26 protein-coding genes are annotated in these 24042 nt (G+C 69.0%); 14 read left to right on the plus strand and 12 right to left on the minus strand.

What is annotated here, in order from left to right; genetic code table 11:
- The first annotated feature begins 39 nt into the window (after positions 1–39).
- The 4 genes from ACQ66R_RS18880 to ACQ66R_RS18895 all read left to right on the plus strand — a co-directional run bounded on the left by ACQ66R_RS18880 (position 40) and on the right by ACQ66R_RS18895 (position 3516).
- Complete coding sequence (locus ACQ66R_RS18880) at positions 40–573, plus strand: class I SAM-dependent methyltransferase (protein WP_430424419.1); 534 nt, start codon at positions 40–42, stop codon at positions 571–573.
- Between the two features lie 228 nt (positions 574–801).
- The gene (locus ACQ66R_RS18885) at positions 802–1317 is read left to right on the plus strand and encodes a GNAT family N-acetyltransferase (protein WP_430424421.1); all 516 of its coding nucleotides are present in this window, start codon (positions 802–804) and stop codon (positions 1315–1317) included.
- Positions 1318–1434: 117 nt separating this feature from the next.
- Positions 1435–2454, plus strand: coding sequence for a ketol-acid reductoisomerase (ilvC, locus tag ACQ66R_RS18890; RefSeq protein ID WP_430424423.1), 1020 nt, complete (start codon positions 1435–1437; stop codon positions 2452–2454).
- A 192-nt stretch (positions 2455–2646) separates the two neighbouring features.
- A complete protein-coding gene (locus ACQ66R_RS18895; protein WP_430424425.1) occupies positions 2647–3516 on the plus strand; it encodes a DUF2189 domain-containing protein in 870 nt (289 codons plus the stop codon).
- 3 nt (positions 3517–3519) lie between these two features.
- Here the strand turns inward: ACQ66R_RS18895 and ACQ66R_RS18900 are convergent, their stop codons facing one another.
- Both ACQ66R_RS18900 and rsgA read right to left on the minus strand, forming a co-directional pair.
- The gene (locus ACQ66R_RS18900; RefSeq protein WP_430424427.1) at positions 3520–5151 is read right to left on the minus strand and encodes an NAD(P)/FAD-dependent oxidoreductase; all 1632 of its coding nucleotides are present in this window, start codon (positions 5149–5151) and stop codon (positions 3520–3522) included.
- 37 nt (positions 5152–5188) lie between these two features.
- A complete protein-coding gene (rsgA, locus tag ACQ66R_RS18905; protein WP_430424429.1) occupies positions 5189–6259 on the minus strand; it encodes a ribosome small subunit-dependent GTPase A in 1071 nt (356 codons plus the stop codon).
- A 227-nt stretch (positions 6260–6486) separates the two neighbouring features.
- Here rsgA and ACQ66R_RS18910 point away from each other — a divergent pair, with 227 nt between their 5' ends.
- The gene (locus tag ACQ66R_RS18910) at positions 6487–6792 is read left to right on the plus strand and encodes a GNAT family N-acetyltransferase (protein ID WP_430424431.1); all 306 of its coding nucleotides are present in this window, start codon (positions 6487–6489) and stop codon (positions 6790–6792) included.
- Between the two features lie 2 nt (positions 6793–6794).
- Positions 6795–7169, plus strand: coding sequence for an iron chaperone (locus tag ACQ66R_RS18915; protein WP_430424433.1), 375 nt, complete (start codon positions 6795–6797; stop codon positions 7167–7169).
- Here the strand turns inward: ACQ66R_RS18915 and ACQ66R_RS18920 are convergent.
- Positions 7166–7906 carry a tRNA1(Val) (adenine(37)-N6)-methyltransferase gene (locus ACQ66R_RS18920; RefSeq protein ID WP_430424435.1) on the minus strand — a complete coding sequence of 247 codons (741 nt, stop codon included), beginning with the start codon at positions 7904–7906 and terminating at the stop codon, positions 7166–7168. The two genes, ACQ66R_RS18915 and ACQ66R_RS18920, sit on opposite strands and share 4 nt — an antisense overlap.
- Before the next feature lie 173 nt (positions 7907–8079).
- Here ACQ66R_RS18920 and ACQ66R_RS18925 point away from each other — a divergent pair, with 173 nt between their 5' ends.
- The gene (locus ACQ66R_RS18925) at positions 8080–9048 is read left to right on the plus strand and encodes a polyprenyl synthetase family protein (RefSeq protein ID WP_430426353.1); all 969 of its coding nucleotides are present in this window, start codon (positions 8080–8082) and stop codon (positions 9046–9048) included.
- A gap of 7 nt (positions 9049–9055) precedes the next feature.
- Here ACQ66R_RS18925 and ACQ66R_RS18930 read toward each other — a convergent pair whose 3' ends face one another.
- The 3 genes from ACQ66R_RS18930 to fumC are packed head-to-tail and all read right to left on the minus strand — an operon-like array spanning position 9056 to position 11525.
- Positions 9056–9481, minus strand: a complete 426-nt coding sequence (locus tag ACQ66R_RS18930) for a GNAT family N-acetyltransferase (RefSeq protein WP_430424437.1) — start codon at positions 9479–9481, stop codon at positions 9056–9058.
- Complete coding sequence (locus tag ACQ66R_RS18935) at positions 9481–10170, minus strand: phytanoyl-CoA dioxygenase family protein (protein ID WP_430424439.1); 690 nt, start codon at positions 10168–10170, stop codon at positions 9481–9483. Before ACQ66R_RS18935 ends, ACQ66R_RS18930 begins: the two co-directional genes overlap by 1 nt.
- Positions 10134–11525, minus strand: coding sequence for a class II fumarate hydratase (fumC, locus tag ACQ66R_RS18940; RefSeq protein ID WP_430424440.1), 1392 nt, complete (start codon positions 11523–11525; stop codon positions 10134–10136). Before fumC ends, ACQ66R_RS18935 begins: the two co-directional genes overlap by 37 nt.
- A gap of 84 nt (positions 11526–11609) precedes the next feature.
- Between fumC and ACQ66R_RS18945 the strand changes: the two genes are divergently transcribed.
- The gene (locus ACQ66R_RS18945) at positions 11610–11966 is read left to right on the plus strand and encodes a RusA family crossover junction endodeoxyribonuclease (RefSeq protein ID WP_430424442.1); all 357 of its coding nucleotides are present in this window, start codon (positions 11610–11612) and stop codon (positions 11964–11966) included.
- 76 nt (positions 11967–12042) lie between these two features.
- Here ACQ66R_RS18945 and ACQ66R_RS18950 read toward each other — a convergent pair whose 3' ends face one another.
- From ACQ66R_RS18950 to ACQ66R_RS18965, 4 genes are all read right to left on the minus strand, one after another.
- Complete coding sequence (locus ACQ66R_RS18950) at positions 12043–12330, minus strand: DUF1153 domain-containing protein (RefSeq protein ID WP_293361462.1); 288 nt, start codon at positions 12328–12330, stop codon at positions 12043–12045.
- Positions 12331–12498: 168 nt separating this feature from the next.
- Positions 12499–13884 (minus strand): flagellar hook protein FlgE, encoded by a 1386-nt coding sequence (locus ACQ66R_RS18955; RefSeq protein WP_430424444.1) that lies wholly within the window; start codon positions 13882–13884, stop codon positions 12499–12501.
- 56 nt (positions 13885–13940) lie between these two features.
- Positions 13941–14678 carry a flagellar hook assembly protein FlgD gene (locus ACQ66R_RS18960; RefSeq protein ID WP_430424446.1) on the minus strand — a complete coding sequence of 246 codons (738 nt, stop codon included), beginning with the start codon at positions 14676–14678 and terminating at the stop codon, positions 13941–13943.
- 2 nt (positions 14679–14680) lie between these two features.
- Positions 14681–16147: a flagellar hook-length control protein FliK gene (locus ACQ66R_RS18965; RefSeq protein WP_430424448.1), complete on the minus strand. Its 1467-nt coding sequence runs from the start codon at positions 16145–16147 to the stop codon at positions 14681–14683.
- Between the two features lie 449 nt (positions 16148–16596).
- Here ACQ66R_RS18965 and flgK point away from each other — a divergent pair, with 449 nt between their 5' ends.
- The 5 genes from flgK (at position 16597) to ACQ66R_RS18990 (ending at position 22420) form a co-directional block, all read left to right on the plus strand.
- Positions 16597–18693, plus strand: coding sequence for a flagellar hook-associated protein FlgK (flgK, locus tag ACQ66R_RS18970; RefSeq protein WP_430424450.1), 2097 nt, complete (start codon positions 16597–16599; stop codon positions 18691–18693).
- A gap of 10 nt (positions 18694–18703) precedes the next feature.
- Positions 18704–19633: a flagellin gene (locus ACQ66R_RS18975; protein ID WP_430424452.1), complete on the plus strand. Its 930-nt coding sequence runs from the start codon at positions 18704–18706 to the stop codon at positions 19631–19633.
- An 81-nt stretch (positions 19634–19714) separates the two neighbouring features.
- Positions 19715–20905 (plus strand): tRNA 2-thiouridine(34) synthase MnmA, encoded by a 1191-nt coding sequence (gene mnmA, locus ACQ66R_RS18980; protein ID WP_430424454.1) that lies wholly within the window; start codon positions 19715–19717, stop codon positions 20903–20905.
- Positions 20906–20987: 82 nt separating this feature from the next.
- Positions 20988–21185 (plus strand): hypothetical protein, encoded by a 198-nt coding sequence (locus tag ACQ66R_RS18985; protein WP_430424456.1) that lies wholly within the window; start codon positions 20988–20990, stop codon positions 21183–21185.
- Between the two features lie 44 nt (positions 21186–21229).
- Positions 21230–22420: an acetyl-CoA C-acyltransferase gene (locus tag ACQ66R_RS18990; protein WP_430426355.1), complete on the plus strand. Its 1191-nt coding sequence runs from the start codon at positions 21230–21232 to the stop codon at positions 22418–22420.
- Here the strand turns inward: ACQ66R_RS18990 and ACQ66R_RS18995 are convergent.
- Positions 22417–22905: an SRPBCC family protein gene (locus tag ACQ66R_RS18995; protein ID WP_430424458.1), complete on the minus strand. Its 489-nt coding sequence runs from the start codon at positions 22903–22905 to the stop codon at positions 22417–22419. The genes ACQ66R_RS18990 and ACQ66R_RS18995 overlap by 4 nt on opposite strands.
- A gap of 81 nt (positions 22906–22986) precedes the next feature.
- Positions 22987–23553, minus strand: coding sequence for a DUF3617 domain-containing protein (locus ACQ66R_RS19000; protein ID WP_430424459.1), 567 nt, complete (start codon positions 23551–23553; stop codon positions 22987–22989).
- A 59-nt stretch (positions 23554–23612) separates the two neighbouring features.
- On the opposite strand from ACQ66R_RS19000, the gene ACQ66R_RS19005 reads away from it, so the two are divergent.
- Positions 23613–23894: a GNAT family N-acetyltransferase gene (locus tag ACQ66R_RS19005; protein WP_430424461.1), complete on the plus strand. Its 282-nt coding sequence runs from the start codon at positions 23613–23615 to the stop codon at positions 23892–23894.
- The last annotated feature ends 148 nt before the right edge of the window (positions 23895–24042 follow it).

Raw genomic sequence — 24042 nt, forward strand, 5'->3', positions numbered from 1 at the left:
CTCTTCGACGGCCCCGGCGGCGCGCTGGTGGGCCCGGTGATGGCGAAGGCCAACGCCGCCGCTGAGGCTGAAGCCGTGGCTATGCTCGATCCTGTTCCGAGCGCACACGTCGTGGTGCTGGGCTTCGGCCCTGGCGTGGGGCTCGCGATCCTGGCGAAGCGCCTGACGTCGGGGTTCATCCTCGGCGTCGATCCATCTGGCGCAATGCACAAGCAGGCAGCCCGTCGCAACAGTGATCCGATCGCCGCGGGCCGCGTTCGTCTGGAGCGGACAGGCGCAGATCGCATTCAGGTTCCGGATGCGACCTTCGACGGCGCCATCGCCGTCAACACGCTGCAGCTCTGCGCCCCGTTCGCCAACACCGCGCTGGAGCTCGCGCGCGTGCTGAAGCCGGGCGCCGCGATGGTCAGCATCACTCATGACTGGGCGGCCGCGAAGACCGCAGGCACGGCCGAGGCCTGGGTGGCGATGACGCTGAAGGATCTCGGCGCGGCGGGGTTCCAGGAAGCACGAGCCTTCGCCGCGCACGCCGAGAATGGCCGCGCCATCGCGCTGGTCGCTCGGCGTGGTTAGGCGCGAGGCGCTCCAAGGCTTTACCGGGCTGGCCGGCGTGGGTATTGGATAGGGCATGCGCGCCTTCGCCATGCAGCTTGTAAATCTTCTTCCGACCGCCTCGGGCGGGCCGGTGAGGGATGTTGCGCGCTAGCAGACGAAGCCAGAGCACAGACCGAACACCAGCCCCGCCGGGATCCGGACGGGGCTTTTTTCTGGCCCGTCCGTCCCGTTCCAGAGGAGAGACAGATGGACCCGCCGATCCCCGAGGCGCCTGACATACGCGTTCGCGCGGCCGAACCCGCGGACATGCGGCTGGTGGCCGACGTCATGAACCAGCCGCGCGCCGTCTGGGGCACACTGCAGACCCCGTTCACGCCCGTGGCGATGCGGGAGGCGCGTTTCGACGCGACCGATCAGAACAACCGGCTGCTGGTCGCGGACGTCGGCGAGCGCATCGTGGGCATGATCGGGCTGCACCGCGAGCCGTGGCACCGGCGCAGCCACGTCGCCCATCTTGGGATGGCGGTCCATGACGCCCATGCCGGTCGCGGTGTCGGAACGGCGCTGCTGGCCGCCGTGGTCGACCTCGCCGAGCGATGGTGGAACGTCCGCAGGCTGGAGCTCAACGTCTACGCCGACAACGCCCGCGCCATCGCCCTCTACGAGCGCTTTGGCTTCGAACGCGAGGGCGTTCACAAGGCCTATGCGTGGCGCGATGGGGCCTATGTGGACAGCCTCAGCATGGGGAGGGTGCGCCTGTGACCCTGCGTGCATGCTCGCTTCCCTTGACCTTCGCGCAAAAAAACGCTTCACACCCCCGGCTTCGCCGCACGGCCGTTGCGCCCGCAGGCGAACATTCTTTGTCCTAGGAGAACAATCATGCGCGTCTACTACGACCGCGACGCCGACATTTCCCGCATCCTGGACAAGAAGATCGCCATCGTAGGCTATGGCTCCCAGGGTCGCGCGCACGCGCTGAACCTTCACGACTCGGGTGCGAAGAACGTCGCCGTGGCGCTGAAGCCCGGTTCGGCCACCGCCAAAAAGGTGGAAGCCGACGGCCTGAAGGTGATGAGCGTCGCCGACGCCGCCAAATGGGCCGACGTGCTCATGGTTCTGGCCCCCGACGAGCTGCAGCGCGGGATCTACAACGCGGAAATCGCGCCGAACATCAAGCCGGGCACGGCGCTGCTGTTCGCGCACGGCCTGAACGTGCACTTCAACCTGATCGAGCCGGCCGCCGGCATCGACGTGCTGATGGTCGCGCCCAAGGGCCCCGGCCACACCGTCCGCGGCGAGTACCAGAAGGGCGGCGGCGTGCCCTGCCTGATCGCCGTCCACCAGGACGCGACCGGCGGCGCAATGGACCTGGGCCTCGCCTACGCGTCCGCCATCGGCGGCGGCCGCTCGGGCATCATCGAGACCAACTTCCGCGAGGAATGCGAAACCGACCTGTTCGGCGAACAGGCCGTGCTGTGCGGCGGCCTCGTCGAGCTGATCCGCGCGGGCTTCGAGACCCTGGTCGAGGCCGGCTATGCGCCGGAAATGGCTTACTTCGAATGCCTGCACGAAGTGAAGCTGATCGTGGACCTGATCTACGAAGGCGGCATCGCCAACATGAACTACTCGATCTCGAACACGGCCGAGTACGGCGAGTACGTCACCGGCCCGCGCATCGTCACCGCCGACACCAAGGCCGAGATGAAGCGCGTGCTGGAGGACATCCAGTCCGGCCGCTTCGTGCGCGACTTCATGCAGGAGAATGCCGTCGGAGCCCCCAGCTTCAAGGCCATCCGCCGCCGGGGCGCCGAGCACCAGATCGAGGAAGTCGGCCAGCGCCTGCGCGCCATGATGCCCTGGATCACCAAGAACAAGCTGGTCGACACGGCGCGGAACTAGCCTCCCGCCGATCCCTGCACAATTGAGGCGGCCCGGGACGTGAGTCCCGGGCCGCTTTTCGTTGTCAGCGCACGGTGGCCGCGTTTCGTGCTATCCTGGGCCCGTTGGGTTGTGGTCCGCGTTGCGCGACGAGCCCGTACGGCCCCGTGCAGTGACGGCCCGACCCTGAGCAAGGGGTGCGGGAGGACTGCCATGGCGACCCAACCTAATCACATCGAGAACCCGTTCGAGTACGCGGCCGAGAAGCTGGCGTGGGGGGTGCGCGATTTTTCGCGCTTCCTGATCCCGCACCCCGAGCGTCACGCGGGACAGGCCGCGCCCGTGGTGCAGAAGATCGGGATCAGCGACCTGCGCGACGCGCTGAGGAAGGGCGTCGACGATATGGGCGCGCTGCGCGACGACGTGCTGTTCATCGGGCTGATATATCCGATCGTGGGCGTCGTGCTGGCGGCGGTGGCGTTCAACGCCAACCTGCTGATGATGCTGTTCCCGCTGGCCTCGGGCTTTGCGATCCTGGGGCCCGTGGCCGCCACCGGCCTCTACGAGATGAGCCGCCGGCGCGAACAGGGCGAAGACGTCAGCTGGATGGACGCCATGCGGGTGTTCGGCTCGTCGGCCATCGGTTCGATCCTCGGCGTTGGCGTCGTGTTGATGGCGATCTTCGGCGTCTGGATGGCCGTCGCCTACCAGATCGGTGTGGCGACCCTGGGCGCCGAGACGCCGCCCACGCTGCGCGTCTTCCTGGAAAACGTGTTCCGGTCCGCCACCAGCCCGGCGCTGATCGTCGGTGGTGTGGCGGTGGGCTTCGTCTTCGCGGCCCTGGCGTTCGCGATCAGCGTCGTCTCGGCGCCGTTGCTGCTGGATCGGGACGTCGGTCTCTTCACCGCGATCAAGACCTCGCTCAAGGCGGTGCAGACCAACTTCGGCACGATGGTCGTATGGGCGGCGATCATCGCCGGCGCCCTGGTGTTGGGGTCGATCCCCGCGCTGGTGGGCCTGATCGTGGTGGTGCCGATCCTGGGGCACGCCAGCTGGCACCTCTACCGCAAGATGGTCGCCTGAGCTTCAGGCCGGGACGGCGGCGTCCACGATCGCGCGGGCGACGGCTTCGCCGACCTTGATGCCGTCGACCCCTGCCGAGAGGATGCCGCCCGCATAGCCGGCCCCTTCTCCAGCCGGGAACAGCCCGCGGACGTTCAGGCTCTGGAAGTCGGGCCCGCGGGTCATGCGGATCGGCGATGACGTTCGCGTCTCGACCCCGGTCAGCACGGCTTCCGGGTCGTCGTAGCGCGGGATCTTGCGGCCGAACACCGGCAGGGCCTCGCGCATCGCGGTGATCACATACTCCGGCATGACGGCGGCCAGGTCGGTCGGCCGCACGCCGGGGCGGTAGCTGGGGACCACGCTGCCCAGGGCCGTCGAAGGGCGGCCGGCCAGGAAGTCGCCCACCAGCTGTCCGGGCGCGTCGTAGTTGCCGCCGCCGGCCGTGAAGGCCAGGCTCTCCAGCTCGCGCTGCAGCTCGATGCCCGCCAGGGGGTGGTCGCCGGGATAGTCCGCCGGCGTGATCCCCACGACGAAGCCCGAGTTGGCGTTCCGCTCGTTGCGGGAATACTGGCTCATGCCGTTGGTGACGACGCGGCCTGGCTCGGACGCGGCCGCGACGACGGTCCCGCCTGGGCACATGCAGAAGCTGTAGACGGTCCGGCCGTTGGCGCAGTGGTGCGACAGCGAATAGGCCGCGGCGCCCAGATCGGGGTGCCCGGCGCAGGGTCCGAACAGCGCCTTGTCGATCCAGGACTGCGGATGTTCGATCCGGAAGCCGATCGAGAACGGCTTGGCCTCGACGTGGACGCCCCGGTCGTAGAGCGCCTGGAAGGTGTCGCGCGACGAGTGGCCGACGGCGAAGACCACATGGTCGGCCTCGAGGAATTCGCCGGTATGCAGGTGCAGGCCGCGCAGGCGCTGGGCGCCATCGGGCGCGCGCTCCAGTTCGACGTCGGTGACGCGGGTCTGGAAACGGTATTCCCCGCCCAGCGCCTCGATCTTGGCCCGCAGGCTCTCAACCATGGTCACCAGCCGGAAGGTGCCGATGTGGGGGTGCGCCTCGGTCAGGATCTCGGGCGGGGCGCCGGCCTGGACGAACTCGGTCAGCACCTTGCGGCCCAGATGCCGCGGATCCTTGATCTGGCTGTACAGCTTGCCGTCCGAGAAGGTGCCGGCCCCGCCCTCGCCGAACTGGACGTTGGACTCCGGGTTCAACTCGCCGCGCCGCCAGAGGCCCCAGGTGTCCTTGGTCCGCTCGCGCACCACCTTGCCGCGGTCGAGGATGATGGGATTGAACCCCGCCTCGGCGAGGATCAGCCCGGCGAACAGTCCGCACGGCCCGGCGCCGACCACCACCGGCCGCAGGCGCTGGGTCGTCGGCGCGCGGGCGGCTGGCTTGTACGAGGTGTCCGGCGTCGGGCGGAGGTGCGGATCGCCGGCCAGACGCTGCAGCACCGCCGCCTCGTCGGCGACGTCGACATCGACGATGTAGACCTTGAGGATCGCGGCCTTCCTGCGTGCGTCATGCGCTCGCTTCCAGATCGACCAGTCCTTGAGGTCCTCCGGCCGCACGCCCAGCCGCGCGACGATCGCCGCGGGCAGGGCGTCGGGCGCGTGGTCCAGGGGCAGCTTGAGCTCAGAGATCCGCAACATCGCGGCCTAAGTAGCGATTTCGCCGCCCCTGCGCACGCTAGTCCTCTGGTCCCCGCCGCTTCTGCTTCATCCAGGCCCGCGCCGCCTTGTGCCGCGAGGCCCAGAGCTTCTTGTTCTCCTGCGCCGCACGCGGGTCTTCGCGGCGACGCTCGTGCGCGAGCTCGCCCTGCAGCTTCTCATAGGCGCGCAGCCGCGCTTCGGGCAGCACGCCGCTCTCGACGGCCGCCCGGATCGCGCAGCCCGGCTCCTTGACGTGGCTGCAATCGCTGAAGCGGCACTGGCTGGCCAGCGCCTCCACGTCGTCGAACACCGTCGCGACCCCGGCGTCGGCTTCCCACAGGCCAAGTTCCCGCATCCCCGGCGTGTCGAGGATCAGCCCGCCGGATGGCAGCAGCACCAGCTCCCGGTGGGTGGTGGTGTGGCGGCCCCGCTCGTCGGCCTCACGGATGGCACCCGTGTCCATCCGTTCCTCGCCGGCCAGGGCGTTCAGCAGGGTCGACTTGCCTGCCCCGGACGAACCCAGCAGCACGGCCGTGCGCCCAGGCGGGAGGTGGGCGGCAATGCCCTCGAGACCCACGCCCGTCTTCGACGACACCGTCAGCACGGGCGCGCCCGACGCGATGGTCTCCACCTCGGCGACGGCTGCCGCGATATCCTCCATCAGGTCGGCCTTCGTCAGCACGATCACCGGGGCGGCGCCGCTCTCGAACGCGGTGGCCAGGTAGCGCTCGAGCCGGCGCAGGTTGAGGTCGGAGTTCAGGGAGGCGACCAGGAACGCCGTGTCGACGTTGGCCGCGATCACCTGGGCGCCGCCGCGCACCGAGCGGCGGATGAAGGCGCTCGTGCGGGGGAGGACGGCGTGAACGAGGGCGGTAGTCTCCCCGGGCCGGGCCTCGATGGCGACCCAGTCGCCGGCGGTGGGCCGTTCCTCATCCGAGGCCGACTTCAGGAAGGTGCCCGAGGCGCGGCCTTCGATCTCGCCGTCCTCGGTGATCAGGCGATAGCCGCCGCGCTGCTGCACGACGAGCCGGCCGGGGATCAGCCCCTGGGCGGCATGACGTTGGAACTGGTCCTGGAGCTCGGGGCTCCAGCCATATTGGATCAACAATGGAGATGTCCTCGGGTCAGCATGCCGATGGGGCGTCGACGCCAGGGCATCCCCAATCCCGGGGATGATGCGCTGCTAGGCAGCGGACGGCGCGACGCAGCGAAGGGCTGCGTGGGCAATGGGCGACATCACGAACCTCTCCTCTGCTGCAGGTTGCGCCGAATGCGGCGGACCTTGGCGACCGGCCTCGCGTCCGTCAAGAAGACGTTGAGAGAAGGAGCCGCCGCATGGCTGACGTCCAGGTGACCGACAACACGCAGGCCCATCGCTTCGAGGTGAACCTCGAGGGCCATACCGCCTTCGCCGAGTACCGCCTGAAGCCCGGCCACATCGTGCTGCCGCACACGGTGGTCCCGCCGGAGTTCGAAGGCAAAGGCGTCGCCAGCGCGCTGGCCAGGCATGCCTTCGGCTACGCCCGCGAGAACGGCCTGAAGGTGATCCCCACATGCCCTTTCATGTCGGCCTGGGTGAAGAAGCATCCCGAGCAGCACGACATCGTCGACGACAGCTGCAAGGCGGAGCTGGGGATTTAGCGATGGTCCAATCCAAGGCCGCCACCGTCGACGACTGGTTCGCCGAGGTCGATCCCAAGCGCGAGGCCGTGCTGCGCGCCGTCCGCGACAGCGCCCTGAAGCACTTCGGCGTGGCGGCCGAACGGATGAGCTACGGCATGCCGGCCTACGTCCGCCCCGGCGACGAGGCCCCGGTCTTCGCCTTCAACAGCCAGAAGCAGCATGTCTCGCTGTACGTGAGCCCGCGTGTGCACCCGGCCTACGAGGAAGAGCTCAAGAGCCTCGACGCCGGCAAGAGCTGCATCCGCTTCCGCCGGCCCGACCAGGTCGACCTGGACCTTCTCGACCGCATGCTGGCCGACAGCGCGAAGCTGTCGAGCGTGGGCAAGGGCGGCTAGCCCCAGGGCAGGGCGGCTTCGCCGCGCAGGATCGCTTCCACCTCCGGGCGGTGCTTTTCGCCGCCGCGGTCGTGCAGGACCAGGGGCGGGAGCAGCTTCAGCGGCGCCTTGCCGGTCTTGATGGCGCGGACGATCACGCGTTTGGCGGGCTCGTCCGCGAAGGGGTGGACGGGTCGGATCTGCACCGAGCCCGACTTGTCGCCCAGCAGGGCCAGGATGTCGGCGAGGCGGTCGGCGCGGTGGATCAGGGTAATCGTCCCGCCCTCGCGGACCGCCTTGGACAGGAACCCGATCCAGGCGGCCAGGCCATCGTCGGCCATCCAGGCGGCGCGACGCTCGGGGGCGGGGCCGCGCAGGGCGCCGGCGTCGTCGAAGAACGGCGGGTTGCTGAAGGCGGCGTCGAAGGGCTCCAGGCCCAATCCTGAGAACCGCACGGCCACGTCGCCTTCCACCGCCTCGACCCGGTCGTCGAGGCCGTTCAGCGCAATGTTCTCACGCGCCAGCCGCAGGGCGGCGGGATCGCGCTCGATGCCGGTGAAGCGTGTGGCAGGCCGCCGGACAGCCGCGGCCAGCAGGGCGCCGCCGGCGCCGCAGCCGGCCTCCAGAACCCGCTCGCCGGCCTTGGCGTCGCACGTGGCCGCCAGCAGCGCGGCGTCCAGCCCGGCGCGGTATCCGCGGGCCGGCTGGCGCAGCATCACGCGCCCGTCCAGCAGGCGGTCTTCGGTCGTTGCATCCATCCGGCGTGACCTTGATGTAGAAGGGATTGAGCGTGTTCGGCTGCGGTCGCTTGACCGTGCCCTATCGCGTCACCATTGTCCCGGCAAACGGCGGATGGCGGGGCCCAGACGCCGACACGAGAGTTAGGAACTGAGACTTGGAAGCCGCCCCGGCCGTCGCCGCACCGCCCTCCCTGGACCTGCTGCTGAAGCTGGCGGGTCCCGACATGCGCGCCGTCGACGCCCTTATCCGCGAGCACATGGACAGCCCCGTGCCGGTGATCCCGGCCCTGGCGGACCACCTGATCGCCGGCTCCGCCAAGCGGCTGCGGCCGCTGCTGACCATCGCCGCGGCGCGCCTGTGCGGCGCCCGCGACGACGCCTGCCTGAAGCTGGCGGCGGCCGTCGAGTTCATCCACACCGCCACCCTGCTGCACGACGACGTGGTGGACTCGTCCGAGCTGCGCCGCGGCCGCGTGGCGGCGCACCTGATCTGGGGCGCCCCGGCCAGCGTGCTGGTGGGCGACTTCCTGTTCGCGCGTTCGTTCGAGCTGATGGTGGGCGCCGGATCGATGGCGGCGCTGGAAGTCCTGGCGCGCGCCAGCCGCGTGATCTCCGAGGGCGAGGTGCTGCAACTCACCCGCAGCCACGACCTGGACCTGACGCAAGAGGTCTACATCGAGATCATCAAGGCCAAGACCGCCGAGCTGTTCGCCGCGGCCGCCGAGGCCGGCGCGATTTCGGCGGGCGCGCCGCCCGAGCGCTGCCGGGCGCTGCGCAAGTTCGGCCAGGACCTGGGCCTGGCGTTCCAGCTGATCGACGACGCCCTGGACTATTCGGGCGATGCCGACACCCTGGGCAAGAACCCCGGCGACGACTTCCGTGAGGGCAAGGTCACCCTGCCGCTGCTGCTGGCCATGCAGCGTACAGCCGCCTCCAAGCGCGACTTCTGGGTTCGCACGGTCGACCGCCGCGAGCAGGAGCCGGCCGACCTCGACCATGCCCGCGAGCTGATGCGCGAGACCGGCGCTCTGGACGAAACCCTGGCGCTCGCCGAGCGCTACGCGGAAAGCGCCAAGGCGGCTCTGGCCGACTACGGCTCCAACAGCTGGCGCCCCGCGCTGCAGGACCTCGCCGACTTCGCGGTGATGCGCCGGGCCTAGAAGCCGGTCAGCGGGCGACGAACTGGTGGCTCCACGGACGGCCGTCGACCGCTTCGAACTCCAGCGCGAGCCAGAACGCGGGCGCCAGGGTATCGCGCGCGTTGATCGTGACGAGCGAGACGCTGTCCAGCGCCTCCTGCAGCAGCGCGTTCACGAGCGTGCGGCCGACGCCGGATCGGCGGGCGGCGGGGTCGATGTAGAGGCGACGGATGCGCATGGCGGCCTCGCCCGGGAGCTCGGGTTCCGGGGTCAACCCTCCGATCGCGACCAGGCGATCACCCTCCATCGCCCCCAGCAGGCACACGAAGGCGTCTTGATCCTGCGCCCACTCGGCCTCCAGCCGCGCGAGCGCTCTGAAGCCCTCGGCGTCGGCCGCCGCACGCAGTCTGGCGAAATCCGCCGGAAGGTCGTCCTGGATCCGGACGAGTTGCATCAGCCGACTCCTGCCCAGGTGAGGCCGCCCGGCAGGTCGGCGCTTGCATAGTCCACCTGCAGGACCCGTCGCCGTATGGGCGTCCGCGACCGGTCAGACGCGTGTAGGATTGGGGTCGCGTAAGCCCACACATCGCCAGCCGCTGCGAGGCAGACCACTTGGGCGAACGTTGCGGCGCGGGCCGCGGCATCGGCCGCTGAAACCACGCCGATGCAGTGCGATCCCAAAGCGGCCCGGAGGGGCGCGTTGTCCGGGCCGACGTGATCCAGGTGGATCCGGAGGGTCACCATGCGTTCCAGAATGCTGACCGGCGGGGCGACATGCAGCGCTCCGTTCTTCCGTGACCACGGCCCAAAGCCCTCGGCTTCGACCCGCTCGGCCACGCAGATCGTTCGGTCCTGGTGCCAGGCCACCAGCCAGTTGGCGTCAGCGGTCTTGTCAAAGACTACGGCGCGCACAGGTCGCGCCTGGGCGCGCATGAGGGCGGTCGCCGCTTCAGTGGCGGGCGTGATCAGGTCGTGGAGGCGCGCATCGTGCAGGCGGACGCCAGGACCGGAGGTCGGAAGTTCGCGGAGAGCTTCCACGCGCGCACTGTCGAACAGGGCCGGCAGACGCAGGGCGCCGTCACGCTGGAAGGCCTTGAGGTCCAGGGTCAGCCCGGGCTGATCATCTTTTCGGGCCGCACCCACTCGTCGAACTCCTCGTTCGTGAGATAGCCGCCGCCGACGGCTTCCTCGCGGAGCGTCGTGCCGTTCTTGTGCGCCGCCTTGGCGATCTTGGCGCAGTTGTCGTAGCCCAGCTTGCCGTTGAGCGCCGTCACCAACATCAGCGACCGCTCGAGGTTGGCCTTGATGTTGTCCTCGCGCGCCTCGGTGCCGGCGACCATGTTGTCGGTGAAGCTGATCGCGCCGTCGGCCAGCAGGCGGCACGACTGCAGGAAATTGTAGGCCATCACCGGGTTGAAGACGTTCAGCTCGAAGTGGCCCTGCGAGCCTGCGAACGCCATGGCCGTCTGGTTGCCCATGATGTGGGCGCAGACCATCGTCAGCGCCTCGGCCTGGGTGGGGTTCACCTTGCCGGGCATGATCGACGAGCCGGGCTCGTTCTCAGGCAGGGCCAGTTCGCCCAGACCCGCGCGGGGGCCAGAGCCCAGGAAGCGCAGATCGTTGGCGATCTTGAACAGGGCGCCGGCCGCCGCGGTGAGAGCGCCGTGGCTGAAGACCATCGCGTCATGCGCCGCCAGGGCCTCGAACTTGTTGGGGGCGGTCACGAACGGCAGGCCGGTGATGGCGGCGATCTTCTTGGCCACCAGCTCCGCGAAGCCGACGGGCGCGTTCAGGCCGGTGCCGACGGCCGTGCCGCCCTGGGCGAGTTCATAGAGGCCGTACAGGGTCTCCTGGACCCGGCGCTCCGACATCGCGACCTGGTGCGCATAGCCGCCGAATTCCTGGCCCAGGGTCAGCGGGGTGGCGTCCTGGGTATGGGTGCGGCCGATCTTGATGATGTGGTCGAACTGGGCCGACTTCGTCTTCAGCGCGGCGTGCAGATGGGCCAACGCGGGAAGGACAGAGCGGGCCACTTCCTCGGCTGCGGCGATGTGCATGGCCGTCGGGTAGGTGTCGTTCGACGACTGGCTCATATTGACGTGGTCGTTGGGGTGGACCGGCTTCTTCGAGCCCATCACCCCACCCATCATCTCGATGGCGCGGTTCGAGATCACCTCGTTGGCGTTCATGTTCGACTGGGTGCCCGAGCCGGTCTGCCAGACCACCAGCGGGAAGTGGTCGTCCAGCTTGCCGTCGATCACTTCCTGGGCGGCGGCCACGATGACCTTGCAGATCTCGGGGTCGAGCTTGCCCAGCTCCATGTTGGCCTCGGCGGCCGCGCGCTTGACGATGCCGAGCGCCCGGATCACCGGCTTGGGCTGCTTTTCCCAACCGATCTTGAAGTTGCCGAGCGAGCGCTGGGTCTGGGCGCCCCAATAGACATCGGATGCGACCTCGATGGGGCCGAAGGTGTCGGTCTCGGTGCGGGTCGCGGTCATGGAATTCCCCCTGTTTGCAGCGGCACCACCGTTTACCCCCTGTCTGGGAGACTGCAAGCCGCTGGACCGCTAAGAGGTCGTTCGATGATTGAGACCTGGACCCAGCACGGCAAGGTGCGAGCCCGCGAGGCGGACGGCCTGCTCGAGATCGCGGTGGATGGGCTGACCACCCAGGCCAAGTACTACAAGCCCCTGATCTACGAGTTTTTCCGGAAGGCCTGGCGGGGCAGCCGGCCGGCCTGGGGCGAGTACGCGGTCGAGATCGGGATGGAGTATGTGGGCGAGCCGCCCTGGCTCGACCTCGACAACCTGGCCAAGGCGCTGCTGGACGCGATCAAGGGCTACGCTTTCCACGACGACGCCCAGGTGGCGCGTCTGCTGGTCGAGCGCCGGCCGGGCGAGCGCGAGCGGATCACGATCTTGGTGCGGAAGCTGTCCTGACAAACGAAACCGGCCGCGCCCAGGGTGCGGGGCGCGGCCGGTTCGTTGATCTAGACCCGCGCCTTGGGGAGGGGGTCTAGCGGTACTGTTGCAGTCGGGTCGTACGCAGACCGGCCATGCCGTGGCGTTCGATCGAGCGCTGCCAGGAGAGGAACTCGTCGTTCGTCAACGAGTAGCGCTCCAGGGCTTCTTCGAGGCTGATCAAGCCGCCGCGGACCGCCGCAACGACCTCGGCCTTGCGGCGAATGACCCACCGGCCCGTGTTGGGCGGCGGAAGATCGTTCTTCGTCAGCGGCGCGCCGGTCGGGCCGATGACGTACGCTTCGCCGCGGCTGTTCGTGCGCGTCTGTTGCTGTTGAAGCATGGGCTTTCTACCGCCTCACCATCACTGATTGAGCGTCAACATAGCCCGGGGCTCCTAACAGCCGCTGAATCGCCTTAGTAAAGAAACGCCTAACCAAGCGATCCTCCGTGTACCATTTTAATACAGTAGAGTTCATTCAGAGGTTTCGCTGCTGGTTAACGTCTAGTATTAGCGCTTAATGTTGATGAGTTCTTCCAGCATCTGATCGGCCGTGGTGATGATCTTCGAAGAAGCGGAGTAAGCTTTCTGCGTCTGGATCAGTCCCGTGAACTCTGCGGACAAGTCGACCGTGGACGCTTCGAGGCTGGAGGGAGAGATCTTGCCCGCGCCGCCGACGCCGGCTTCCTTCACGGTCATCTCGCCGGCCGCCAGGGTCGGGCGGTAGGCGTTGCCGCTGACCTGGGCCAGACCGTCGGCGTTCGGGAAGGTGGCGACGCCGATCTTGGCGACCTCGCGGATCTGGCTGTTGTCGTAGATCGCCGAGATGATGCCGTCCTCGTCCACCTCGATGGCGACGATGTTGCCGACGCCGGCGCCGTTGTTGCTGATTGCGTTGACGGTCGAGGTCTTGGCGTACTGGGTGACCTTGGTGAGGTCGAGATCGATCGTCTGGGCGCCGATGCCGAGGGAGTCGGCGAAGTTCGGCTGGGCGCCGCCCGAGGCGTTCAGCACGATCTGCGGCGTGGCGCCGGCCGCACCGAACAGCGTGGTGTTGGTCAGGTTGATCGAGCCGTCGTTGTTGAACATCACCTGGCCGCGGGCCAGCTGGCCGGGGCGACCGGCGACGTCATAGTCGCTGGCGGGGATGCCGTAGATTTCCGCGTGCCACACGTTGCCCGTGGCGGCGTTGTCCTTGAGGAATGAGACGGCGACCTTGCGCGCGCCACCCTGGGAGTCGGTGACGTTCATCTCGATGACGAAGTCGGGCCGGGTGCCGGTGGTCGGGTCGTCAGCGTAGTCGGCCATCGAGGCCACGGTGTTGTTCACATAGGCGGCTTCGCCGGCCGAAACCACGCCAGCGGCGTTCAGGTTGGCGCTGACGCCGATCTCACTCGTCGGCGCGACCGCGGCGCCCAGGTTCTTGACGTTGATGGAGTTCATCAGCGTCAGGTCCGAGGGGTTCACATTGTAGGAGCCGTCGCTCTGCACGGGCCAGCCCTGCAGGTAGAGGCCGGAATCGTTCACGAGGTAGCCGTCGGCGTCGACGCTGAACGAGCCCTGGCGGGTAAAGGTTCGCGAGTCCGACGCCGTAAGGCCCGCGCCGCGCTCGGCGACGACGAAGAACCCGTCGCCCGAGATGGCGAGGTCGGTCGCCGAGCCCGAGGACTGGATCAGACCTTGCTGGCTCACGAACTGGCGGGTGATGCCTTGGACGCCGCCGGCCGAGTACTTGCCCTTCACCGCCTGGGCGGTGACGACGTTGGCGAAGTTCACTTGGTTGCGCTTGTAAGCGACGGTGTTGACGTTCGCGATGTTGTCCGAGATCGCCGCCAGCGCCGACGAGTTGGCGACCAACCCCGAGACGCCAGAGAGCAGGGCAGAATTGATGCTCATGATGCTTTTCCGTTCTTTTCCTTAAGTGGTTCCGCGTCCTGCGGAGGTTCGGCCGGTCAGGCCGCCACTGGGGTCGACGTTTCTTCGTCGTCCGGGTTGTTGTTGGAGGCCGTCGTCTGGGCCTTGTCGGTTGTCGGTTCGGGCGCCTGGCGGATCAGGGTGATCTTTTCCCAGGGGACCTGGGCGCCGTTGATGGTGACGATGGTCTGGCCGTCGACCTGTTGGACGCCGGTCACAACGCCCTGGGCGATGACGCCGGTGGGGACCGTTGAGCCCTCGCTGTCCTTGGCGGTGACGCGCAGGCTGTAGACGCCGTCGGGCGCGGTGGAGCCGTTGGCGGTCTTGCCGTCCCACTTGAAGGTGTGCTCGCCGACCTTGTTGTCGGTCGGTGCGATCGTCTGGACGACGCGGCCCTTGGAATCCAGGACCTCGACCTTCACGTCGGTGGCGGCCCGATCCAGCTTGTAGACCCACTCGGCCTTGCCGCCCGAGAGCGCAGCCTGGTCGGAGTCGGCGCGCACCTCCTTGCCGATCAGGCTGACCGCGGTGGAGATGCCGGAGCCGGTGTTGGCCACCAGCTTCTCGAGCAGGTCATTGGTCAGCAACTGCTGCTCCACGCCCGTCATCTGGACCAGCTGCTGGGTGAACTGGGTCGAGTCCATCGGCGACAGCGGGTCCTGGTTCTTCAGCTGCGTGGTGAGCAGCGACAGGAACGTGTCGAAGTTCTCGGCGAGACGGGCGCGGCCGGTGCCGGAAGCGGCGGCGGCGGTCGTGGAGGAAACAGCGTCGACCATGGTCAGATCCTCACGTCCAGGCCGGCGTTGACGCCCCGGCGCAGGCGCAGCGCGCCTTGCGCGGCGCTGTCAGCGTCGCCTGCGGTTTCAAGAGCGGCTCGGAAGGCCTGGCCGCGGAAAGCGCGGCCGTTGTCCGTCTGGTCCTGCCAGGCCTGGCCCTGTTGGCGGCCATGGTCGGCGACGTTGAACGAGAGCCCGCCCGAGAGGTCGAAGCCGGCCTGCTCCAGCATCCGCTGCAGCTCGCTGGCGCGGGCCTTGAGCTCATGCGCCGACTGGGCGTTGTCGAACATCATGGCGGCTGACAGTTGGCCCTGCGCCCCGATCTCGATGCGCACGTCGACCTTGCCCATCCCATGTGGGTTCAGCTCGAGGTCGAACCGGGAGGATTGGCCTTCCAGCTTCTTGACGATCTGGGCGGCGAGGTTGGCGACGGTCTCGGGTGATCCGCGGACCGCGTGCGTGGTGTGGGCGGCCGGCGCGGCCGACTGCGACGCGGCCTTGGCGTCCGCCGCCAGCGTGGCGTCCGGGCCTTCGGCGGCGACGTCGGTCTCGGCGTCGAGCGTTTCGGGCGGCCGGGCGTCGTCGGAGGTGGTGGCGGCCTTGGCCGCGGCGTCGACGGCCTTGGCGTGCACGGGCTTGTCGGCGGCTTCGAGCGGCTTCAGGTCCGACCGGCCTTCGGCTTCGGAACCGCCCTTTCGATCGGTGCGCGAGGCGCGCGGCGAGGCAACGGGAACCTCCGGCCGGGCCGCGCCCTTGGCGGCGGCCGGCGCTTCGGCCTGCACGGCGGCGGCGGCCGCCTGAGCAGCGTCCTCCGCGACAACAGGCGGCGGCGGAGGGGCGACATCGACCTGTGCGGCGGTTTCGACCGCAGTCGGCATGTTGGAGGCGGCCGGGGTCGGCAGCAGCGACGCCGAGCGCGGCGGCGGCGCGGACGCCGGAGCCGGCGCGCGGGTCAGCGCGGCGTCCGGTGTCTCGCCCGTGGGCGCTGGGTTCTCATCGACGGCTTCCGGCGCCAATTCGGATTTGCCCGGGAGGTCGGCGTTGGGGTTGGCGTTCACGATCGCAGGCTGGGCGGGAGTCCCCTTGACCTTGTCGCGGCCCCACGCGGGCGCGGTGTGTTCGGCCGGCGGCCTGGCGCTGGTGGCCTCTGCGGGCGGGGCCGTGACGGACTGTTGCGCCGCCAGGGCGGCGGCCATGGCTGCGACGGCGTCGTCGTCGCCCGCAACCTCCGGGGTCGCTGCAGACGGCTCGTCCGGCGCAGCGTCCTCGGCGTCGTCCGTCAGAGCCGGGACGAGCGTCTGTGCGACCGCGTTCGTCGCCGCGGGGCTGGCGGGAGTGTCGCTCGCCGGCGGCTGGGCGCCGACGGGGAACAGCGCCGCCAGCAGGGCGTCGAAGCCCGCCGCCGCGCCGGTCGCGGCCTTGGCGGAGCCTGGGCCCGTCGCGCCGGTCGCGCCGGCGGCAGACGTCATAGAGGCGGTATTGAGCGCGGACGCGGTCATGAGGCCTTGGGAAGCGAGGGCTTCGATGTGAGGAGCGGCGCGTCCTGCGCCCAACATTCGACAAGCACCGAGCAACGACCGCGCCAGTTGGTCAGTTTGTTGAATTTTCGAGACTATTTGCCGGTCCACTGCACGCCCATCCGCAGCTCGTGGAGGAAATTGCCGGGCCGCCGACGACCGCATCAGGCATTCCCTGCCGGTCTGTAGGGTTGGCCTGTCGCATGCTTTCGGCGCCGTTTGGCATGCCCCTTCAGAAACTGGCGCCGCTCTTGCGCTCTCATTCTCCAACCCCTTGGGTCCAGAGAAGGACCATGCTGAAAATATTGAAGAAATTCCGGCCTGACGCGTGTGCGTTCACCAATGCCTCGGCAGAATCCGCCGGGTCATGCGTCAGCCTTTGCCGGGCGGAGCCCTGATCCATGTCGCTGAGCGCCACTCTCCGCACCGCGTCTTCCGGCCTGCAGGCCGCGCAGGCGTCGCTGCGCACGGTCTCGGACAACATTTCCAACGTGAACACGCCCGGGTACGTGCGGAAGGCGGTCGATCAGGAGTCCCTGGTCGTCAACGGCGCCGGCATGGGCGTGAAGATCGGCGGTATCCGCCGCGTCACCGATCAGTACCTGCAGCTGGCCTCGCTGACCGCGGCGTCCGACGCCAAGCGCTGGGACGCGGTGGCGGAGTACCTCGACAACGCCCAGAGCCTGTTCGGCAATCCGGGCAACGACGGGTTCTTCTTCAACCGTCTGGACAAGATTTTCGCCGGCTTCTCGACGGTGGCCGATGACCCGTCCTCGACCCTGTTGCGCGGCCAGGCGCTGTCGAACGTCCAGGATTTCCTGACCGAGGCCGACCGCATCAACAGCCAGCTCGTCTCGCTGGGCGACACCGTCGAGACCCGCATCACCGCAGGCATCGACCGCGCCAATCACCTGCTGGAGCAGATCTCGGTCCTCAATGCCGACATCAAGCGCGCAAGCCTGGTGGGGGCCGACGCCTCGGGCTCCGAGAACATCCAGAGCCAGCTGCTGGACGAACTGTCCGGGTTGATGAACGTCAGGATCGCGGGTCGCGACGGCGGTGGCGTCGACGTGCGCTCGGCCGAGGGCGTCCTGCTCGCCGGAGACCAGCCGGCAAAGCTGAACTACGTCTCCACGGACTCGACGCCCGGCTATATCACCGCCCTTCCGGCCAACAGCACCTTGGAACAGCCGATCGAGCTGACCAGCGGCGAGCTGAAGGGCCTGACCGAGCTGCGCGACGTGGAACTGCCCAAGATCTACGAGCAGTTGGGCGAGTTCGTTTCCAAGGCGGTCGATCAGCTGAACGCCGCGCACAACGACGCGGCGGCCTACCCGCCGCCGGCGACCATGGCCGGCCGCAACACGGGACTCGACCTGACGACCGCCGTCACTGGCTTCACCGGAACCTCGACGATCGCCATCGTGAACGCCGCGGGCGTGATGCAGCGCTCGATCACCGTGAACTTCACCGCGGGCACCATGTCGGTCAACGGCGGCGCCGCGACGGCCTTCACGCCGGCGACGTTCCTGGCCGACCTGAACACCGCGCTGACCGGCTTCGGCAACGCCACCTTCTCCGGCGGCGCCCTGACCCTGAACGCCACCGGCGGCAACGGGCTGGCCATCGACGAGGGCACGTCGAACAAGGCCGGCCGCGCCTTCTCGCACTTCTTCGGCCTGAACGACCTCATCAAGACGACGGGCCAGGCCAACTACGCCACCGGTCTCACGGCGGCGAGCCCGCACGGCTTTACGCCCGGCGACCAGATCTCGCTGCGGCTGTCCCATCCCGACGGCCGGCCGATCCGGGACGTGAACGTCACCGTCCCGGCGGCGGCGAACATGAGCGACCTGCTCAACTCGCTGAACAACAACGCGACCGGCGTGGGCCTCTATGGCGCGTTCAGCCTCGACAGCAACGGGGTGCTCACGTTCGCCGGCTCGGCGCCGCTGAACGCCAAGCTCTCGGTCGCCACCGACAACACCGAGCGCGGCGCGGGCGGCCCCTCGATCAGCCAGTTCTTCGGCCTGGGCGTCCAGGCGCGGGCGTCGCGGGCCAGCCAGTTTGCGCTGAACCCGGCCCTGCAGTCCGATCCCACCAAGCTGGCGGCGGGCAAGCTCGACACGGCGGCGGCCGTCGGCCAGGTCGCCGTCCGGCCGGGCGACGGGCAGGGCGCGCTCGCCATCGCCGGGGCCGGCGAAACCTCGACCCTGTTCCAGGCCGCCGGCTCGCTGGGCCAGGTGACCATGTCGCTCAGCCGTTACGCCTCGGAGTTTGGCGGCACGGTCGGCCGCGTGGCCGCCGCGGCCGAGACCCGCAAGGAAAGCGCCGAGGGCGTCGCCCGCGAGGCCACCAACCGGCGCCAGGCCGTCGAGGGCGTGAACCTCGACGAAGAGCTTGTGAACCTCACCACCTATCAACAGGCGTTCAACGCCTCCGCCCGCATGATCCAGGCCGCCAGCGACCTCTTCGAGGTCCTGGTGAACATGGTCTGAGGAGTCCGCCATGGTCACCCGCGTCACCACACCCGGCAACTACGCCGCCGTCCTCGCCAACCTGCTCGCCGCCCAGCAGCGCCAGCAGGACGCCGGCAACAAGGTCGCCACACAGAAGAACGGCGACGACCTGAAGGACTACGCCAAGTCCTCCGAGCTGCTCACCGCCATGCGGACGGTCCAGACCCGGCTCTCGGCCTTCCAGGAACAGAGCAAGCTCCTGGCCGACAAGCTGGCGACCCAGAATACCGGCATCGTGCGCGTGGCCGACGCCGCGCAGGCGGTGCGCCAGATCTTCTCGGACGCCATCGCCTCGGGCCGCGTCGACACCCTGGTCGAGGACGTCCAGGCCCAGCTCAGCAACGCGGTCGAGGGCATGAACGGCCGCTATGGCGGCAAGTATCTGTTCGCCGGCGGCCAGGTCGACACCCGGCCGGTGAGCGTCATCACCCTCTCGCAGCTGACCGCCGGCCCGACGATCGCCAGCTTCTTCCTGAACGATCAGTTCCAGGTGACCGCCAAGCTGGACGAGGCCACGACCATCAACACCGGCATCCTGGCCGACGACCTGGGCACGGCGATGCTGACCGCCTTCCAGAGCTTCCAGGCGTTCCAGGAAGGCGCCAACGGCCCCTTCACCGGCGCGATGACCGACGCCCAGCGGACGTTCCTCGAGGGCCAGCTCAGCGTCTGGGACAGCGTCCGCACCGACGTGACCAACATCGCCGCCTACAACGGCACCAATCAGAAGCGCCTCGAGACGGTGTTCACCGACCTGGAGAGCCGCCAGAACGCGCTCGCGGGCATGATCGGCGACATCACCGACGCCGACATGGCCCAGGCTGCGGCCGAGCTGCAGACCGCCCAGCTGTCGGTGCAGTCGGCGGCCTATGTGTTCCAGTCGCTCAAGGACTCCTCGCTGCTGAACGTGCTGCGCTAGGGCGCCGCGTCGGCTCGCAAGGCGCTCGTCCAAGCGGCTGCGGCGCTGTCCGCTCTCCCCATCCGGAGGAGAGAGGACTATATGGCGGTCATGAACGCCCCGGTCCTCGCCTCCGACCGCCTGAGCGACGGCCTGATCGAGGCCGCGCGCGACGCCGTGCGCCTGCCCGTCGGGACCCGGATCGTGGCCGCCATGTCGGGCGGCGTGGACTCCACCGTGACCGCTGCGCTGCTGGCCCGCGCCGGCTATGACGTGGTGGGCGTCACCCTGCAGCTCTACGACCACGGCGCGGCGATCCAGAAGAAGGGCGCCTGCTGCGCCGGCCAGGACATCCACGACGCCCGCACGGCCGCCGACGCCATCGGCATCCCGCACTACGTCCTGGACTACGAGAGCCGCTTCAAGCAGCAGGTGATCGAGGACTTCGCCGACAGCTATCTGCGCGGCGAGACGCCCATTCCCTGCATCCGCTGCAATCAGACGGTGAAGTTCCGGGACCTGCTGGACGTCGCCCGCGACCTGGGCGCCGAAGCCATGGCCACCGGCCACTATGTGCGCCGCGAAGTGGGGCCGAACGGGCCGGAATTGCATCGGGCCGTCGATCCGGCGCGCGACCAGTCGTACTTCCTGTTCGCGACGACCGCGGAACAGCTGGCCTATCTGCGCTTCCCCCTGGGCGGTCTGCCCAAGCCGGCGGTGAGGGCGGCGGCGACCGAGCTTGGGCTGGCGGTGGCCGACAAGCCCGACAGTCAGGACATCTGCTTCGTGCCGGAGGGCCGCTACACCACCGTCATCGACCGGCTGCGCCCGCACGGCGCCGAGCCGGGCGACATCGTGCACATGGACGGCCGCGTGTTGGGCCGTCACGAGGGCGTGACGCGCTACACGATCGGCCAGCGGCGCGGGCTGAACGTGGCCGTGGGCGACCCGCTGTTCGTGGTGCGGATCGACGCCGATGCGCGCCAGGTGATCGTGGGGCCGCGCGAGGCCCTGCTGACGCGTGCGCTGTCGCTGAAGGAAACCAACTGGATCGGCGACGGGCCGACGATCGAGGACGCCATGTCGCGTCAGCGCAGCGTCCTGGCGCGCGTGCGCTCGACGCGAGAGCCGGCGCCGGCCCGCCTGGGCGTGGTCGACGGCCAGCCCGGGCTGGTGTTCGGCGCGCCCGAGGAAGGCGTCGCGCCCGGTCAGGCCTGCGTTCTGTACGATCCGGACGAGCCGTCCCGGGTGCTGGGCGGCGGGTTCATCGTGGGCACGGTGCGCAACCACTGAGCTCTCCTGCGTCTCGCCCGCGAACATGGCGGGCGCGTGCGTCAGAAGCGGTCGCAGCGGGCATGTGATACCGTCCGCGATCATGGACGTTCGCCAGCTTGTGGACATCGCCTGCGAAGAGGATCCCAGGGCGCCGTGCCTTTGGCTGCCTTCCGACCTGTTCCCTGAGTTCTGCGCGGCGATCCGGCAGCGGCCGAACGTGGTGGGCGCCGTGATCTATCGGAACAAGACCATCCGCGACGGCGGGCCTTACTCCGACATCACCACGCGGCGTCCGTAGCTGCGCCTCTCCCCATGAAGGGGAGGGAAGGCTATATGCCGGCCATGACCCACACCTCCGATCCCGTCGTCATCGCTTCGTATGCCCGCACGCCCATGGGCGGTTTCCAGGGCGTCCTCACCGGCGTGAAGGCCACCGACCTGGGCTCCGCGGCGGTGAAGGCCGCTGTCGAGCGCGCGGGCGTGTCGCCCGACGCCATCGAGCAGATCGTCATGGGCTGCGTCCTGCCCGCCGGGCTGGGCCAGGCGCCGGCGCGGCAGGCGGCCCTGGGCGCGGGGCTGCCCAAGTCGGTCGAGGCCACGACCATCAACAAGATGTGCGGCTCGGGCATGCAGGCCGCGATCCTGGCGCACGACGCGCTGGCCGCCGGCAGCGTCGACGTGATCGTGGCGGGCGGCATGGAGAGCATGACCGGCGCGCCCTACCTGATGACCAAGCATCGCGGCGGCGCGCGCATCGGCCACGACACGATGTTCGACCACATGTACCTCGACGGGCTTGAAGACGCCTACGAGCCTGGCCGCCTCATGGGCAGCTTCGCCGAGGAGTCGGCCAAGAGCTACCAGTTCACGCGCGAGGCGCAGGACGAGTACGCCATCGGCAGCCTCGCCAAGGCCAAGGCGGCCATCGAGAGCGGGGCGTTCCGGCGCGAGATCACGCCTGTGACGGTGTCGGGTCGCAAGGGCGACGTGGTCGTCGACACGGACGAGCAGCCGCTGAAGGCCGATCCGGCCAAGATCCCGACGCTCAAGCCCGCCTTCGCCAAGGACGGGACGATCACGGCGGCCAACGCCAGCTCCATCTCGGACGGCGCCGCGGCCCTGGTGATGACCCGCGAGAGCGTGGCCCGGAAGCTGGGGATGAAGATCGTGGCGCGCGTCGCCGCCCACGCGGCCCACGCCCACGAGCCCGGCCTGTTCACCACCGCTCCGGTCCCCGCGGTCCAGAAGGCCCTGAAGCGCGCCGGCTGGAGCGTGAACGACGTCGACCTGTTCGAGATCAACGAGGCGTTCGCCGTGGTCGCCATGATCGCCGAGCGCGACCTGGGGATCGACCGGGCGAAGCTCAACGTCAACGGCGGCGCCTGCGCCCTGGGCCACCCGATCGGGGCGTCCGGGGCGCGGATCCTGGCGACGCTGCTGTCGGCGCTGGAAGCGCGGGGCGGGAAGCGCGGCGTCGCCTCGCTGTGCATCGGCGGCGGCGAGGCGACGGCCATGGCGGTGGAGCTGGCCTAGAGCGTCTTCGCCAACGCCTCCATCTGCTCGGCCACGGCGCCCCAGCCGTCGTGGAAGCCCATCTCCTCGTGCTGCCGCCGCTTTTCGACGGTGGGGTGGCCGACGCGGGCCACGTAGAGGGTCTGGCCCGCACCGTGCGGCTCGAACGTGACCACGGCGGTCATCATGCCGCCGTCCTGCGCCGGGACCCAACCTTCGGTGTAGGCATCGGTGAACACCAGCTTCCGGTTCGGAACGACCTCCAGATAGACGCCCGGGTTCGGGACGACCTCGCCGTCGGGCCCGTACATCGTGGTCTCGGCGGCGCCGCCGGGGCGCAGTTCCATGCGGGTCGCCTCCGCGCGCCAGGGCGGCGGGCAGAACCACCGCGGATAGAGCTCGGGCGTGCTCCAGCAGCGGTAGACCTGCTCCGGCGTGGCGTCGACGATCCGGGCGAGCACCAGCTCGCGCTCGTTGTTCGGGGCGAGCTCGACGGGGGTGGTCATACGCTTTCTCCTGGGGGACTCGTGGTTCGACTTATGCCCCCAAGGACGGCGTGGCCGCCCCCGTCCCGACACGCCGGCCGACTATTTTCCGCCCAGCGCCGCCACGTCGTTGATGTTGATCGTCGCGCCGCCCGGCAGCGTCATGTCGCCGGGCTTCATGCCGGCCGGACACGCGCCCTGCCAGACGCCGGTCATCTCCATCTCCTGCGTGCCGTTCATCTGCAGCATCTTCGCGCCGGTGGTGGTGGTGGACATCTTCAGGACGTACTTCGTGTTGAAGTCGCCGGTGATCGTGCCGGTCGAGACGTTCTTGCCGGCCTCGCCGAAGTCGCACTCGGACTCGATGCGCCAGCCGCCCGCCATCGGCGTGATGGTGTTCTTGGCGCAGATGTCCTTGCCCGCGGCCTGGCCCCAGACCGTCATCTTGGCCTCGGTGGACTCGTCGAGGCAGAGCTTTGTCTCCTGGCTGCCCGCGGTCGAGCTGACCGTCTGCAGCCAGAGGCCGGGCTTGCGCTTGGGCGCGGCGATGGGGCCTGAGGGCGCCGAGGCCGCAGCCCCCGCGCCGTCGGCCGTGGCGGCCTTCTCTTCCGGCTTCGAACAGGCGGCCAGGGCCAGCAGCCCGACGCCCAGCACAGCAACGACACGCATCTTGATCTCTCCGTTCGCGTTCCCCAGCATCGAACCTAACGGTCACGGGAATGCGATCAATGTCAGAACGGACGCCAGGCGCACTTCGCGACACGGGCGAGCGCTACGAAATGGACGAGGCGGGGCACACCTCCTACGCCGACTATCGGAAGACGGGCGATCGTCTCTACATCGACTACGTCTTCAGCCCCGTGCCCCTGCGCGGCAGCGGCGCCTCGGGGCGGCTGATGGCGGCGCTGTCGGCCGAGGCCCGCGATCAGGGGCTGAAGATCACGCCCATCTGCGGCTATGCGGCGGCCTGGCTGCGGCGAAGCCCGGAGTTCCGCGACCTGGTGGCCTGAGCGCCGCGCCGCAGGCGCTGTTTGGATTCAACCACGAAATACACGAAATACACGAAAGGGCATGAGGCGACCCGCGGGCGGCGGGAGCCGGCTCGCTTTCGTGTATTTCGTGTATTTCGTGGTTTGGATTTAGGGCGCTTCGCGCGGG

Source organism: Phenylobacterium sp., assembly GCF_965284355.1.
Classification (GTDB): Bacteria; Pseudomonadota; Alphaproteobacteria; order Caulobacterales; family Caulobacteraceae; genus Phenylobacterium.